General features: G+C 69.7%; 11 protein-coding genes and 3 pseudogenes. 2 read left to right on the top strand and 12 right to left on the bottom strand.

Annotated elements, in window-relative coordinates:
- Nucleotides 1-93: 93 nt before the first annotated feature.
- The 9 genes and pseudogenes from KUTG_RS35075 to KUTG_RS35035 form a co-directional block, all read right to left on the bottom strand.
- Complete coding sequence (locus tag KUTG_RS35075; RefSeq protein WP_043723002.1) at nucleotides 94-2,331, bottom strand: polyribonucleotide nucleotidyltransferase; 2,238 nt, start codon at nucleotides 2,329-2,331, stop codon at nucleotides 94-96.
- Nucleotides 2,332-2,552: 221 nt separating this feature from the next.
- Nucleotides 2,553-2,822, bottom strand: a complete 270-nt coding sequence (gene rpsO, locus KUTG_RS35070; protein ID WP_043731685.1) for a 30S ribosomal protein S15 — start codon at nucleotides 2,820-2,822, stop codon at nucleotides 2,553-2,555.
- Between the two features lie 326 nt (nucleotides 2,823-3,148).
- Nucleotides 3,149-3,568 (bottom strand): 2'-5' RNA ligase family protein, encoded by a 420-nt coding sequence (locus KUTG_RS56920; RefSeq protein ID WP_084580124.1) that lies wholly within the window; start codon nucleotides 3,566-3,568, stop codon nucleotides 3,149-3,151.
- Between the two features lie 234 nt (nucleotides 3,569-3,802).
- Nucleotides 3,803-4,285 carry a helix-turn-helix domain-containing protein gene (locus KUTG_RS35060; protein ID WP_043722999.1) on the bottom strand — a complete coding sequence of 161 codons (483 nt, stop codon included), beginning with the start codon at nucleotides 4,283-4,285 and terminating at the stop codon, nucleotides 3,803-3,805.
- A 73-nt stretch (nucleotides 4,286-4,358) separates the two neighbouring features.
- Nucleotides 4,359-5,283 (bottom strand): annotated as a pseudogene (locus tag KUTG_RS35055) (bifunctional riboflavin kinase/FAD synthetase).
- 216 nt (nucleotides 5,284-5,499) lie between these two features.
- Nucleotides 5,500-6,054, bottom strand: a pseudogene (gene truB, locus KUTG_RS35050) (tRNA pseudouridine(55) synthase TruB); the annotation flags it as partial.
- A 235-nt stretch (nucleotides 6,055-6,289) separates the two neighbouring features.
- Nucleotides 6,290-6,527 (bottom strand): annotated as a pseudogene (truB, locus tag KUTG_RS35045) (tRNA pseudouridine(55) synthase TruB); the annotation flags it as partial.
- Between the two features lie 103 nt (nucleotides 6,528-6,630).
- Entirely contained in the window at nucleotides 6,631-7,956 is a 1,326-nt protein-coding gene (locus KUTG_RS35040) for an MFS transporter (RefSeq protein WP_043722996.1), read from the bottom strand.
- Nucleotides 7,957-8,051: 95 nt separating this feature from the next.
- Nucleotides 8,052-9,350 (bottom strand): MATE family efflux transporter, encoded by a 1,299-nt coding sequence (locus tag KUTG_RS35035; RefSeq protein ID WP_232241137.1) that lies wholly within the window; start codon nucleotides 9,348-9,350, stop codon nucleotides 8,052-8,054.
- Nucleotides 9,351-9,430: 80 nt separating this feature from the next.
- On the opposite strand from KUTG_RS35035, the gene KUTG_RS35030 reads away from it, so the two are divergent.
- Nucleotides 9,431-10,297: an aminoglycoside phosphotransferase family protein gene (locus KUTG_RS35030; protein ID WP_198047405.1), complete on the top strand. Its 867-nt coding sequence runs from the start codon at nucleotides 9,431-9,433 to the stop codon at nucleotides 10,295-10,297.
- On the top strand, nucleotides 10,294-11,217 hold the full coding sequence (locus KUTG_RS54235) for a GNAT family N-acetyltransferase (protein WP_052395747.1): 924 nt from the start codon (nucleotides 10,294-10,296) through the stop codon (nucleotides 11,215-11,217). Before KUTG_RS35030 ends, KUTG_RS54235 begins: the two co-directional genes overlap by 4 nt.
- Here the strand turns inward: KUTG_RS54235 and KUTG_RS35020 are convergent.
- The 3 genes from KUTG_RS35020 to KUTG_RS35010 form a co-directional block, all read right to left on the bottom strand.
- On the bottom strand, nucleotides 11,203-12,264 hold the full coding sequence (locus KUTG_RS35020; protein WP_043722994.1) for a chitinase: 1,062 nt from the start codon (nucleotides 12,262-12,264) through the stop codon (nucleotides 11,203-11,205). The genes KUTG_RS54235 and KUTG_RS35020 overlap by 15 nt on opposite strands.
- Before the next feature lie 69 nt (nucleotides 12,265-12,333).
- Complete coding sequence (locus KUTG_RS35015; RefSeq protein ID WP_198047404.1) at nucleotides 12,334-12,684, bottom strand: immunity protein Imm33 domain-containing protein; 351 nt, start codon at nucleotides 12,682-12,684, stop codon at nucleotides 12,334-12,336.
- A 113-nt stretch (nucleotides 12,685-12,797) separates the two neighbouring features.
- Nucleotides 12,798-13,727, bottom strand: a 930-nt coding sequence (locus KUTG_RS35010) for a DHH family phosphoesterase (protein WP_043722993.1), incomplete at its 5' end; no start/stop codon positions are given.

The following is a 13,727-nucleotide window of genomic DNA, read 5'->3' as shown; positions in this document are numbered from 1 at the left end:
CGGTGCGCTCCAGGGTCAGCGTGCTGCCCGGACGTTGCCGATAGCCAGGACGGCCGCGGGAAACCCCCGCGGCCGTCCTTGAAGTGCGCTCACTCACTGGGCGGCCGGCTCCGGCTGCTCAGCAGTGGTGTCGGCCTTGGGGGCCTCGGCGGCCGCCGCGTCCTCCTCGGACACGAGGACCAGGCTGATCTTGCCGCGGTTGTCGATGTCGGCGATCTCCACGCGGAGCTTGTCACCGACCTTGACGACGTCCTCGACCTTGTTGATGCGCTTGCCCTGGCCCAGCTTGGAGATGTGCACCAGGCCGTCGCGGCCCGGCAGCAGCGAGACGAACGCGCCGAAGGCGGCGGTCTTGACGACCGTGCCCAGGAAGCGCTCGCCCACCTTGGGCAGCTGCGGGTTGGCGATCGCGTTGATCAGGCCGATGGCCGCCTCGGCCGACGGGCCGTCGGCCGCGCCGACGTAGATCGTGCCGTCGTCCTCGATGGAGATGTCGGCGCCGGTCTGCTCGGTGATCGAGTTGATCATCTTGCCCTTCGGGCCGATGACCTCGCCGATCTTGTCGACCGGGATGTTGATGGCCGTCACGCGCGGGGCGAACGGGGACATCTCGTCCGGGCGGTCGATGGCCTCCTCGATGACCTCGAGAATGGTCAGGCGCGCGTCGCGGGCCTGACCGAGCGCCTGGGCCAGCACCTCGGACGGGATGCCGTCCAGCTTGGTGTCCAGCTGCAGCGCCGTCACGAAGTCCTTGGTGCCGGCGACCTTGAAGTCCATGTCGCCGAACGCGTCCTCGGCGCCGAGGATGTCGGTCAGCGCGACGTAGCGGGTCTCGCCGTCGACCTCGTCGGACACCAGGCCCATGGCGATGCCGGCGACCGGGGCCTTCAGCGGCACACCGGCGTTGAGCAGCGACATGGTCGAGGCGCAGACCGAGCCCATCGAGGTGGAGCCGTTGGAGCCCAGCGCCTCGGAGACCTGGCGGATCGTGTACGGGAACTCGTCGCGCTTGGGCAGCACCGGCACCAGCGCCCGCTCGGCCAGCGCGCCGTGGCCGATCTCGCGCCGCTTGGGCGAGCCGACCCGGCCCGTCTCACCGGTGGAGAAGGGCGGGAAGTTGTAGTGGTGCATGTAGCGCTTGCGCGTCTCCGGGGACAGCGAGTCGATCTGCTGCTCCATGCGCAGCATGTTCAGCGTGGTGACACCCAGGATCTGGGTCTCGCCGCGCTCGAACAGCGCCGAGCCGTGGGCCCGCGGGATGAGCGCGACCTCGGCCGACAGCTGCCGGATGTCGGTCAGGCCGCGGCCGTCGATGCGGATCTTGTCGCGCAGCACGCGCTGGCGGACCAGCTTCTTGGTCAGCGACCGGAAGGCGGCGCCGATCTCCTTCTCGCGACCCTCGAACTGCTCGGCGAGCTTCTCCAGCGCCGCGGCCTTGACCTCGTCCAGCCGGCCCTCGCGCTCCTGCTTGCCGGCGATGGTCAGCGCCTGGGCCAGCTCGCCGCTCACCGCGGCCTCGACGGCCTCGAAGGCGTCCGCCTGGTAGGCCAGGTACTGCGGGAACTCACCGGTCGGCTTGGCGGCCTTCTCGGCCAGCTCCTGCTGGGCCACGCACAGGGCGCGGATGAACGGCTTCGCAGCCTCCAGGCCGGAGGCGACGACCTGCTCGTTCGGCGCGCTCGCGCCGCCCGCGATCAGGTCGATCACGTTCTCGGTGGCCTCGGCCTCGACCATCATGATCGCGACGTCGTCACCGACGATGCGGCCGGCGACCACCATGTCGAAGGTGGCCCGCTCCAGCAGCTCGTAGGTCGGGAAGGCGACCCACTGGCCGTCGATCAGCGCGACGCGGACACCGCCGATCGGGCCGGAGAACGGCAGGCCGGCCAGCTGGGTGGAGGCGGACGCGGCGTTGATCGCGACCACGTCGTACAGGTCGGCCGGGTTCAGGCTCTGCACCGTGATGACGACCTGGATCTCGTTGCGCAGACCGTCCACGAAGGACGGGCGCAGCGGACGGTCGATCAGGCGGCAGGTGAGGATGGCGTCCGTGGAGGGACGGCCCTCGCGGCGGAAGAAGGCGCCGGGGATGCGCCCGACGGCGTACATCCGCTCCTCGACGTCCACCGTCAGCGGGAAGAAGTCGAACTGGTCCTTCGGGTGCTTGGACGCCGTGGTGGCGCTCAGCAGCATGGTCTCGTCGTCCAGGTAGGCGACGACGCTGCCGGCGGCCTGGCGGGCCAGCCGGCCCGTCTCGAAGCGCACCGTGCGCTGGCCGAACGCGCCGTTGTCGATCACGGCGGTGGTCTCGTGGACCTCGAAATCGGTCATGTAGTTGGTTCTCCTCGTCACTGGGAGACGCCCGCGGTCCCTGGCGACGAGGCCGGTCTTCGATCGAAGTCCACGGGGATTGTTCCCGGGGACCACTACCGAGGACCGGCGTACCCGTACTCGCCGTGCGCCGCTGCGCGTGTCCCGTTGTTCTCTTTGTTTTCGGTTACTTGCTTACTTGCGGAGAGGGGGAGCGACCGTCGGCCGCTCCCCCTCGCTGCTCATCGACGCAGGCCGAGCCGCTGGATCAGCGACCGGTAGCGCTGGATGTCGGTCTTGGTCAGGTAGTTCAGCAGCCGGCGACGGCGGCCGACCATCAGCAGCAGACCACGACGCGAGTGGTGGTCGTGCTTGTGGAAACGCAGGTGCTCGGTGAGGTCGCTGATGCGCTTGCTCAGCATCGCGATCTGCGCCTCGGGAGATCCCGTGTCCCCATCCTTCAAGCCGTACTCGGCGAGGATGGTCTTCTTCTGCTCGGTGGACAGTGCCACTGTGGTGCTCTCATCTCTGTCGCGGTTGACCGTGCGGCCCCCGTTGAGCAGGGGGTTGTCGGTACCGGCCGCCACGGACCGCAGCCGGACCCAAACACCGAGGTTAGCAGGTGGCCGTGCTTGTCTTGCGCCGCCTCCGGCGTCGCGGCTCGGCCCCTCGTGACCCCTGCCTCGCCCTTGCCGCATTTTTCGAGGCCCGCATCCGGCTGTGCGGTGGGCCGACTCGGGTGGCGGGCCTCGAAAAATCCAGCAACCGGGCGAAGCAGGGGCGGCGCCGAGCGATCTTCGGACGACCACCAGGTCGACGAGGCCCACCTGTGACCGGGTTAACCCAAAAGTGGGAAAGTGGCGAGCGTCGAACAACGGTACCCGGCTGAGGTCCGCTCGCTCCTGAAGAGCACCAGCTCGCTCGACGTCCACCAAGGTCCTTTGTAACCCAGAAGTGGGACGACGTCGAGCGATTTGCCCCGGGCGACGGTGAGGTGCGGGGTGAAGCCGTGCCGCTCGACGTGGCCGGGCGCGTGATCGCGGACCGCGGCGGCCGCCTCGGCCAGCGCGTCGTCCGACTCCACGCCGATCCACAGCACCTCGCCGAAGACGCCGGCCGAGGCCAGCCGCAGCCGGATCGGCCGCAGGGTCGAAGCCCGCTCGCGCAGCCGGGCACCCGCTGCCCGGGCTGACCCACATCGTAAAACGCTTACCGGTAAATGAAACCCGAGAATAATCGCAGCCTTTGTTGTCGTCAATGCCGCAGCATACTGGACGTTCGCATTACTAACCCTGGCAGAATTGCTTTGGCATCAGCCGGCTTGTGAAGGCGCAATATGGCTTACTGGAAACAATTGATAGAGACGTCCCTGCGGGCAACCCGCCGATGTGCCACTTGTCCCGGTCGTTCCACTGAGGACCGTCGACTGTGGCCAGTGCCGTCGCCAGGTGCTCGACCGCGTCCTGCGACGGGACGAGCGAGGTGAACAACCTCATACCTGGGGGAAGGCCGCCCGGCGCAGGAGCTCGGCCAGCCACGGGTGGTGCTCGCGGACGGTCTCGGCGGCGCGGGTCAGATCCTCGGGGCGGGCGACGCGGCGCAGGGCCTGCACGGCGGCGACGTCGGCGCGGCCGTCGTGCACGGGCAGGGCGTCGCGGTCCACGGTGGGGCGGGAGTCCCGCACGTCGTCGAGGGCCTGCTGCATGGAGGGCCGGTCGCCGGAGGCGACGCCGGGGGTGAGGATCTTGCGCTCCAGCATGATCAGCCGGGCCAGCACGGCCGGGTTGCCGATCTTGGCCCGGCGGCCGCTCATCACCTGGCTGAGCATGGGTGCGCTGATGCCGAGCACGTCGGCGAGATAGGCCTGGGAGATGTCGAAGGCCACCACGAGCCGGCGGACCCGGTCGCCGAGCGGCTCGCCGTACCACTCACGTTGCAGCGCCAGGTTGCGCTGGACGATCTTGTGGTCCTCCAAGGGTCCCCCTTGTCCGGTTTGCATTCGCACGCGGGACCGATCGTAGCTGATCGCCAGGGGTGGAAAAGGCCGTTCAGGCCAGCAGCCGCCGTGCCTGTTCCACGTCCTTGTGCATCTGCACGACCAGGGCGTCGCTGGAGTCGAACTTCAGCTGCCCGCGCAGTCGGGCGACGAAGTCCAGCGCCACCCGCTGGCCGTAGAAATCCTCGTGCACGTCCAGAACGAACGCCTCCACCCGGCGCTCCCGCCCGGAGAAGGTGGGGTTCGTGCCCACCGACACCGCCGCGTTACGCACCTGGCCGCCCTGAAGGAAACGGCACGCGTACACGCCGTCGGCCGGCACTGCCGCGAACTTCGGCGTGGGACAGGTTCGCCGTCGGGAAGCCCAGGTCACGGCCACGCCCGTCGCCGCGGACCACGATGCCCTCCAGCCGGTGCGGCCGACCGAGCGCGTGCTCGGCCGCCACCACGTCGCCGGCGTCGATGCAGGCCCTGATGTACGTCGACGAGTAGACCAGGTGATCCTCGCCGGCCAGGCCCTCCCCCTCGGCCGTGAAACCGAAGCGGCTGCCCAGGGTGCGCAGCAACGCCACATCGCCCTGCGCGCCCCGGCCGAAGGTGAAGTTCTCCCCCACCACCACGGCCGCCACGTGCAGCTGCTCCACCAGCAGCTCGTGCACGAACGCGTCCGCCGGCATGCGGGACATCTCCGGGGTGAAGGGCAGCACGCAGAACACGTCCACGCCCAGCTCCTCCACCAGGTCGGCGCGCCGCTTGAGCGTGGTCAGCTGGGCCGGGTGGCTGCCCGGGCGGACCACCTCGGACGGGTGCGGGTCGAACGTCATCACGACGCTCGGCAGGTCCCGCTTCGCCGCCAGCTCGACCGCCCGGCTGATCAGCTCACGGTGTCCGCGGTGCACCCCGTCGAACACACCGATCGTCAGGACGCAGCGGCCCCAGCCGCTAGGAAGATGCTCAAGCCCACGCCAGCGCTGCACGGTGTGAGATTAGCGCCGCCTTCGGCAGCGCGGCTCGGCTGTGCCTTTGGCGCGCGTTCCGCGCGCGGCGCGGCCGCTCTAAGCCGGTGCCTTCGCTTGCCAGATTTAGCCCGCCGCATCGGCACCCGTAGCGGGGCGCGTCGGGTGGCGGCGGTCGAAATCTGCCAACCGCTCCAGGCACCGGCGCGGCCGAGCACTCTCCGGTGCTGGAGGCTGCTAATCCACTGCCAACAACACCAAGGGCTTTGCCACCCCGTCGGTGTCCACCGCCAGGGCCAGCGCCCGACCGTCCGGTCCGAACACCCCGTACGGGCCCTCGATCCCGGCCGCCGGGAGCTTGCGGCCGTGGGACAGCGCGGCCGCGGACGGCAGGTCGATGTCGTGGCGCGGGAAGGCCGTGTTGACGGCCTCGCCCAGGTCCAGGGACAGCCCGGGCTCCTCCTCGAGCTGCTCCAGGGTGCGGGCCGTGCGCAGGTCGAACGGGCCGACCCGGGTCCGGCGCAGGGCCACCAGGTGGCCGCCGACGCCGAGCCGCCGGCCGAGGTCGCGGGCCAGGGCCCGGACGTAGGTGCCGGAGGAGCACTCGACCATGACGTCCAGCTCGGTGGCGGTCTCGTCGCGGCGCAGCAGGAGCAGGTCGAAGCGGCTGACCGTGACGGGCCGGGCGGCGAGCTCGACCTCCTCGCCGGCGCGGACCCGGGCGTAGGCCCGCTTGCCGTCGACCTTGACGGCGCTGACGGAGCTGGGCACCTGCTGGATGTCGCCGGACAGCTCGGAACAATCCCGGTGCCGAGGCGTAGCATGGCGGCATCTATATCACTCTTTCCGACACGTAAAGTCGGGCGCGCTGTGTGCTAGCAACGGAGGAACCTTTAGCGTAAGGACTTCGACGCTACCGCGAGCTCCCGACGATAAAATCGTTAAGACAGGGGATGGATAAATCATCATCGCACCCTCGTACCGCAATCAACATGAGACGCTTCACGTGCTGGACTCCTGCTTGGGGAGTGGGCGTCGTCGGTGGTGGTGGCGGCGCCGAGCCGGATGGTGGCCAGGTAGGCCTTGGTGTCCATGGCCAGGTGCCCCAGCAGCTTGGTGGCTCGTTCGACGCCGAGCACCAGCACGCCGGTCGCCATCGGGTCCAGCGTGCCGGCGTGCCCGACCTTGCGGGTGCCGAGGATGCGGCGCGCGCGGGCGACCACGTCGTGCGAGGTCAGGCCGGCAGGCTTGTCCACGACCACCAGGCCGGCGTTGGCCGTGGTGCCGGGCGTGCGCTGTCGGTTCTGGGGACGTCGGGAGCGAAGCGGTTGTGACACAGCCAAAGATTCTGTCACGCCGCGATGATCTTCACGCTGCCGCGGGTTCGATGACGTCGTCCCACCGACGGCGACGGAGCTGCACCGGAACCTCCTCGCCACGCGCGGCGGCGTGCAGCACGACTGCCCGGGCCCGACGCCACCAGATGGCCATCCGCCAGGTGCCCAGCGACTGCACGACCAGGATGGCCACGAAGGCGATGCGGAAGGCGTTCTGCGAGCCCAGGCCCTCGGTCAGGCTGAGCAGCACGCCGACCGCGAGGGCGGCGATGGTCGTGGCCACGAAGCCGCCGACGTTGACCACGCCGGTCGCGGTGCCCACGATGCGGTTCGGGTTGTAGTCCTTGGCCAGGGCGAAGCCCACGGACGACGCCGGGCCGCCGACGGCGAACAGCGCGAAGGCGATCACCAGCAGCCACAACGGGATCCGGCCCGGCAGGGCCAGCAGCAGCGTCCACAGCACGCCGGAGGTCGCCAGGTAGGCGGCGGCCAGCGGCACGCGCAGCTCGGGGTTGCGGCTGATCAGCGTGCCGACGACCGGGCTGAGGATCAGGCCGCCGATGACCAGCAGGCTCAGCACGGAGCCGGCGGTCTCGACGCTGAGCCCCTGCGCCTGCACCAGATACGGCACGCCCCAGAGCAGGCCGAGGGTGGTCGGCGCGACCATCGTGCTGAAGTGCACCCAGAAACCGAGACGGGTGCCGGGGGTGCGCCACGCGCGGGCGATGCTGCGCACGACCTCGCGCGGGGTGACGCGCTCGACGACCGGCGCGGGCACGCCGTGGGGCAGATCACGCAGCCGGGTCGCGGCGACGGTGGCGTAGACGGCGGTGGCGGCGCCGGCGACGAGGAAGGTCATCGTCCAGCCGGCGTTGTGCAGCAGGAGCGTGAGCGGCACGGTGGCGACGAGGTTGCCGGCCGAGCCGATCATGGCCGACAGCGACATGACCACGGCGTACTTGCGGGCCGGGAAGTGCCCGCCGATCAGGCGCAGGACGCTGACCCACGTCATGGCGTCGCCCAGGCCGAGCACGCCGCGGGCCAGCAGGCCCAGCGGGTAGCTGTCGGCGACGGCGAACAGAATCTGGCCGAGGCCCATGAAGATCGCGGCCGCGGTGAGCAGCTTGCGCGGGCCGAAGCGGTCGACCAGCAGGCCCGTCGGCACCTGCATGGCGGCATAGACGAAAACCTGGAGCACGGTGAACGTGCTGAGCGCGGCGGGGCCGACACCGAACCGGTCGGCGGCGGCCAGCCCGGCCACGCCGAGCGACGATCGGTGGAACACGGCGAAGAGGTAAACGACGACGGCGGTGATCCAGACCACCCAGGCTTGACGGGTGGCGCGCGAGGCCGGCACGGCTGTCCTTCCAAGGGGGGTGGAAAACGTGGGATGTCCATACCTATGATCGCCGCTGGTCAGCGTCGTGTTAACCGCTTCAGACGTGGACTCGGTCACACGCCGGTGACGGCCCAGCGGCCCGACTTAGTGCGCAGCACCACGGCGATCAGCCGGAACACCATGAAAGTGGACAGTCCGGTCCAGATCCCGAGCAGTCCCCAGTCGAACACCAGCGACAACCACACCAACGGCACGAACCCGAGCAGCGCGCTGGCCACTGTGGCCGTACGCAGGAACTTCGCGTCTCCCGCACCGAGCAGCACCCCGTCCAGGGCGAACACCACGCCGGCGATCGGTTGCAACAGCACGAAAAGCCACCAGGCGTGCGGGATTTCCGCCAGCACACCGGGCGCCGAGGTGAACACCCGCGGAAGAACGCTGTACAGCGCGGCGAACACCACCCCCAGCGCGATGCCGAACACCAGGCCGTAGCGGGTCACCTGCCAGGCCAAGGACTTCGCCTCGCCGTCACGGCCCGCGCCCAGCGCCGCGCCGACCAGCGACTGCGCCGCGATGGCCAGGGAATCCAGTACCAGCGCGAGGAAACTCCACAGCTGTAACACGATCTGGTGCGCGCCGACCGCGTCCGTCGAGGTCCGCGAGGCCACCGACAGCGCCGAGATGAACGACAGCTGGAAGGCCAGCGTCCGGATCACCAGGTCGCGGCCGAGCCCCAGCTGGGCCCTGATCAGCCTCGGCACCGGCTTCAGCGGCACCTTCTCCTTGACCAGCGCGGAGACGAACAGCGTGGCCGCCACCGTTTGCGCAAACACATTGGCCACGGCCGAACCCTCCAGGCCCCAGCCCAGCCCGTAGACCAGGATCGGGTTGAGGATCACGGACAACCCGTTGCCCAGCAGCACGTACACCAGCGGACGTTTGGTGTCCTGGACGCCGCGCATCCAGCCGTTGCCGGCCATCGTGATCAGCACCATCGGCGCGCCGAACAGCGCGATACGCAGCCAGCTCACGCCGGCGTCCGCGATGGGTCCCTTGCCCGCCAACAGTTCCGCCACCGGCGTGGCCAGCAGCTGGCCCAGAATCAGCACAGCGAGGCCGACTCCGACGGCCAGCCACGTCGCCTGCACGCCTTCCTCCACGGCGTCCCCGCGCCGCCCCGCGCCGTGCAGGCGGGCCGTGCGCGACGTCGTGCCGTACGAGAGGAACGTCAGCGCGCTCGACACCTGGGAGAACAGCAGGCCACCCAGCGCCAGCCCGGCCAGCGGCAGCGCGCCGAGGTGGCCCACCACAGCCGTGTCGACGAGCACGTACAGCGGCTCGGCCGCGAGCACACCCAGGGCCGGAACCGCCAGGGCGAACACCTGCCGAGCCGAACCCGCGCGCACCGTCACCCGCCTAATGTGCACCGAGCGTCGCTCGGCCCGCGAGTTATGTGATGGCACTTACGGATGCGGTGTCCCAGTATGTGGCCATGCGGATGCACGTCGACGAGATCGACACCTCCCCCGACCTGGTCCGGCGGCTGCTGGCCGCCCAGTTCCCCCAGTGGGCCGAACTGCCGGTCGAACGGGTCGAATCCGCCGGCACCGACAACGCCATGTACCGCGTCGGCGACTCGTTGGCCGTCCGCCTCCCCCGCCTGCCTCGGGCCGAGGACAACGTGCACCGCGAACAGCGCTGGCTGCCTTTCCTCGCCCCCCAGCTCCCTTTCGCCGTCCCCGAGCCCGTCGGCCGGGGCGAACCGGGTGAGGGCTTTCCCCTGCCGTGGTCGGTCTGCCGTTGGATCCCCGGCGCCAATCCCGTTGTCGGGTCCGCCGAGCTGGCCCTCGACCTCGCCACGTTCATCCAGGCCCTACGCAAGATCGATCCCACCGGCGGTCCAAAACAGGAGCGTGGCGTTCCGCTCGGCACTCCCAAGCGGGATTCCTGGACCCGTGACGCCATTTCCCAGCTGCACAACGACATCGATACCGCGCGGGCCTTGGCGATCTGGGATCGGGCCATCGCGCTGCCCGATCCGCCCGACGGCCCCTTCTGGTCCCATGGCGATCTCTCCCCCGGCAACATCCTCGTTCGCGACGGCCGTCTCACCGCCGTCATCGACTTCGGCGGCGTGGGAGTCGGCGATCCCACCGTCGACCTCGTCGTGGCGTGGAACCTGCTGACCGGCGACGCGCGTGAGGTCTTCCGTGCCGCCCTGGACGTCGACGACGAGACCTGGGAACGGGGCCGGGCCTGGGCCATGTCCATCGCCCTGATCCAATTGCCCTACTACCGCACGACAAATCCCGGGCTGGCCGCCCTGTCCCGTCACGTGCTGAGGGAGGTGCTGGTGTGAATTCCCAGGCGTGGCAACCTGTTCCGGACGACGAGTCACTGTGGCAGCGGTTCGAGCGCGACTTCCGGTTCCGGCTCGAACACCACCGTGGCGACGGCCCGGCGATTCATGAACCGGCCGGCGCCGTCACCTTCGACCTGTCGCCGGTCTTCGACGCCGACGGCCAGGAGGCCTTCGACGCGGGCGAACGCCGGCTCGACGACGAGGTGCTCGGCGCGTTCCGCCGCGTCTTCACCGAGGACCTGATCGTGCTGGACTGGCAGCACACCACCTATCGGCTGCCGCCACAGAGCCCGACCACGCCGGTATTGCCGTTCCCCAACGGCGATTACCACGCCTTCCTCACCGAGGACATGAGCCAGGGAACCTTCGGCCATCCCTGGGAACACACCCTCTGCGTGTTCGGCCCGGACCTCGTCGCCGACCTCGTCCCACGGCTCTCGTCCTGGCTCCCAGTGAAACGCCGTGCCACGCAACGGCTTCTGCTGCACCGGGTCACCATGGACGACCTGGACGACTTCCTTGCCCTGCACGCCTTGGAAAGCCGCCGGCCGCCGGAGCTGATCACCAAGCTGCTCCAGGACTTCTGCGCGGTCTGGGAGGGCGGCGAGCACGGCTACTGGCGGATCGAGTTCGAGGGCCGGACCGCCGGCTACGGCGGCGTGAAACCGAGGACGTGGCACGGAAAGCCGGTGTGGAACCTGTACTACCGGATGTGGCCGGACCTGCGCGGCAAGGGAATCGCGACGGAGATGGCGGCCAAGGCCATCGCCGTGGCGAGGGAACTACACCCGAGCTGGCCGGTGCTGGTGGAGACCCGGCCGGACAACGTGCCGTCGATCCGCCTGGCCGTCGGCGCCGGGATGACCAGGCATCCCGACGCCGACGGCTGGGCGGTGTTCGTGCTACCGGCCCTCTAGCGACTTCACGTTGTTGCCGAAGGTCCAGTTCTTCGAGCCGTCCCAGTTGACCGACCACGTCATCAGGCCCTTGATGCCGCTGACGCTGCGGTAGGCCTGCGACACCAGGCTGGTCGACATGTAGCCGCCGCCGGCCCCGGACTGGGCCGGCAGGCCGGGAACCTGCTTGTCGTAGGGAACCTTGATGGTGGTGCCCTGCACGACGAGGCCGTTGTTGAGGCACTGGGTCTGCACGGTGAAGCCCTGCACCGTGCCGGCCGAGTAGGAGTCGCCCTTGCAGCCGTACATGGAACCGTTGTAGTACTGCATGTTCAGCCACCACAGGCGGCCGTTGTCGGCGTACTTCTTGATGATCGGCAGGTACGCGCCCCAGATGGAGCCGTAGGTGATGGAGCCGCCGGTGACGTAGGCGGTCTCCGGGGCCATGGTGAGACCGAAGTTGGACGGCATCTTGGCCAGCACGCCGTCGATGATGCGGATCAGGTTGGACTGGGACGCCGACAGCGTCTTGATGTTGCCGGTGTCGGTGAGGCCGGTCTCGATGTCGATGTCGATGCCGTCGAAGTTGTAGGTCTTCAGGATCGGCACGATCGTGTTGACGAACCGGTCGGCGACCGTGCTGGAGCTCAGGTCGATGCCGGCGGCCGCGCCGCCGATGGACAGCAGCAGGGTGGCGCCGGCGGCCTTGGCCGCGCACATCTCGGCCGGCGTCGACACCTTGACGCCGGCGTCCATGCCGTCCTGCCACAGCGCCGTGCCGTCGGAGCGGATCACCGGGAAGGCCGCGTTGATCACGTTGTAGCCGTGCTGCGCGATCCGGCTGTCGGTGATCGGTATCCAGCCCAGCCCCGGGTGCACGCCGTTGGCCGCCCCGTCCCAGTTCTCCCAGTAGCCCTGCAGGACCTTGCCCGCGGGCCTCGATTTGACGGCGCAGGTGTCCGCTTGCGGCGACGCAGGGGTCGCCGTGGCGGAGGCCAGACCGAGCGCCGGAACGGCTAGCGCGGCGGCAAGCACTGCCGTCAGGGTCCGCGATATCCGACCGAACATGGCCAGCTCCCATCGTCGAAGGGTGGCGGCGGCCGGACACCCGACGATACCCGCGCCCCCCGAGGTGGTCTAGACCAGATTCGGACCGTCGAGCACACTTCCGTCGAACCAGACGTCCTCGTGGTCCGGCGCCAACAGGAACCGCCACCCCGGCGGCAGGCCGAGATACGGCGCGACCTCGGGCCGAGCCTCGACCAGATGCTCGACGTGCAGCGGGACGAAGAAGTCCGGATCGTGCGACAGGGTTCGGCCCGACCAGACGTACCAGCCGCACGTTCCGTCCTCGCGAAGGCGCACGCCGTTGAGCGGCCATTCGCCGGACAGCGCCTGCCGTGAAACGCCGAGCTTGTCAGCGGGCGCCACCGGCGACGGCAACACACCGGCACGGCGGCACACGTGGTCCGACGGTTCGAAACCCACCGCCGCCTGCTCCTTTCCAGCCATGATCACTGACGCCGGGAATGCCACATGCGCTTCCTATGTGGCGTCCGGTGCCACATAGGAAGCGCATGTGGCGAAAGAGGCGGGAAGTGTCAGGTGGCGGTGGGGGCTTCGGCGAGGGCTTCGCGGATGCCGGCGATGACCTCGTCGGGGGTGCCGGTGGCGGTGAAGCCGGCGGCCAGGCGGTGGCCGCCACCACCGAAGCGGACGGCGACGGAGCGGACGTCGAGGCGGCCGACGGCCCGCATGGAGACGGTCCACGCGCCGGCCGGGGTTTCTTTCAGGACTGCGGCAACTTCGGCCTCCGACGTGGAGCGCACTACGTCGATGACGCTCTCGATCTCCTCGGCGCGAAGGCCGGCGGCGTCGGTGCGCCGGACGACGGCGTGGACAAAACCGAGGCCCTGCGCGGCATCGGGCTCCAGCTGGGCGGCGGCCAGCACCGAGGAGAGCATGCCCAGCCAGGCGAAGGGGTGGCTGTCCATGAGCGAGCGGATGAGCCCGGGACCGTCGACGCCGGCCTCCAGCAGCCGGGCGGTCAAGCGGTGGGTCTCGGGCTTGGCGAAGCGGAAGGACACGGTGTCGGTGGCGACGCCGGCGTACAGGCAGCGGGCGATGGGCTCGTCGAGCTCGACGCCGAGCTCGTCCAGCAGCCGGGCGACGATCACGGCGGTGGCCTCGGCCCGGTCGTCGACCAGGTTATGGCGGCCGAAGCGGGTGTTGGAGACGTGGTGGTCGACGACGAGCGAGGCGCCGGCGGCGGCCACGCGGTCGCCGAGCGGACCGAGCCGGTCGATGCTGCCGGTGTCCAGGGCGACCAGGAGGTCGCAGCGGAGCGGAACCTCGGCGGCCGGCACGAACAGGTCGCCGGAGTCCAGCATCCGCAACGACTCCGGCACCGCCGACGGTGAGCCGAAGGACACCCGCACGGTTGCGCCACGCCGCCGCAGCGCGAGGCCGAGGGCCATGGCGCTGCCCAGAGCGTCGGCGTCGGGATTGACGTGGGCCAGCAGCGTGACGTC

Source organism: Kutzneria sp. 744, assembly GCF_000568255.1.
Taxonomy (GTDB): Bacteria; Actinomycetota; Actinomycetes; order Mycobacteriales; family Pseudonocardiaceae; genus Kutzneria.
This window is presented reverse-complemented; position numbering and strand designations above follow the sequence as displayed.

Coding starts and splice junctions, on each gene's coding strand:
- KUTG_RS35030 (WP_198047405.1), top strand. CDS start 9,431: ATGCGGATGCACGTCGACGAGATCGACACCTCCCCCGACCTGGTCCGG.
- KUTG_RS35020 (WP_043722994.1), bottom strand. CDS start 12,264: ATGTTCGGTCGGATATCGCGGACCCTGACGGCAGTGCTTGCCGCCGCG.
- KUTG_RS35075 (WP_043723002.1), bottom strand. CDS start 2,331: ATGACCGATTTCGAGGTCCACGAGACCACCGCCGTGATCGACAACGGC.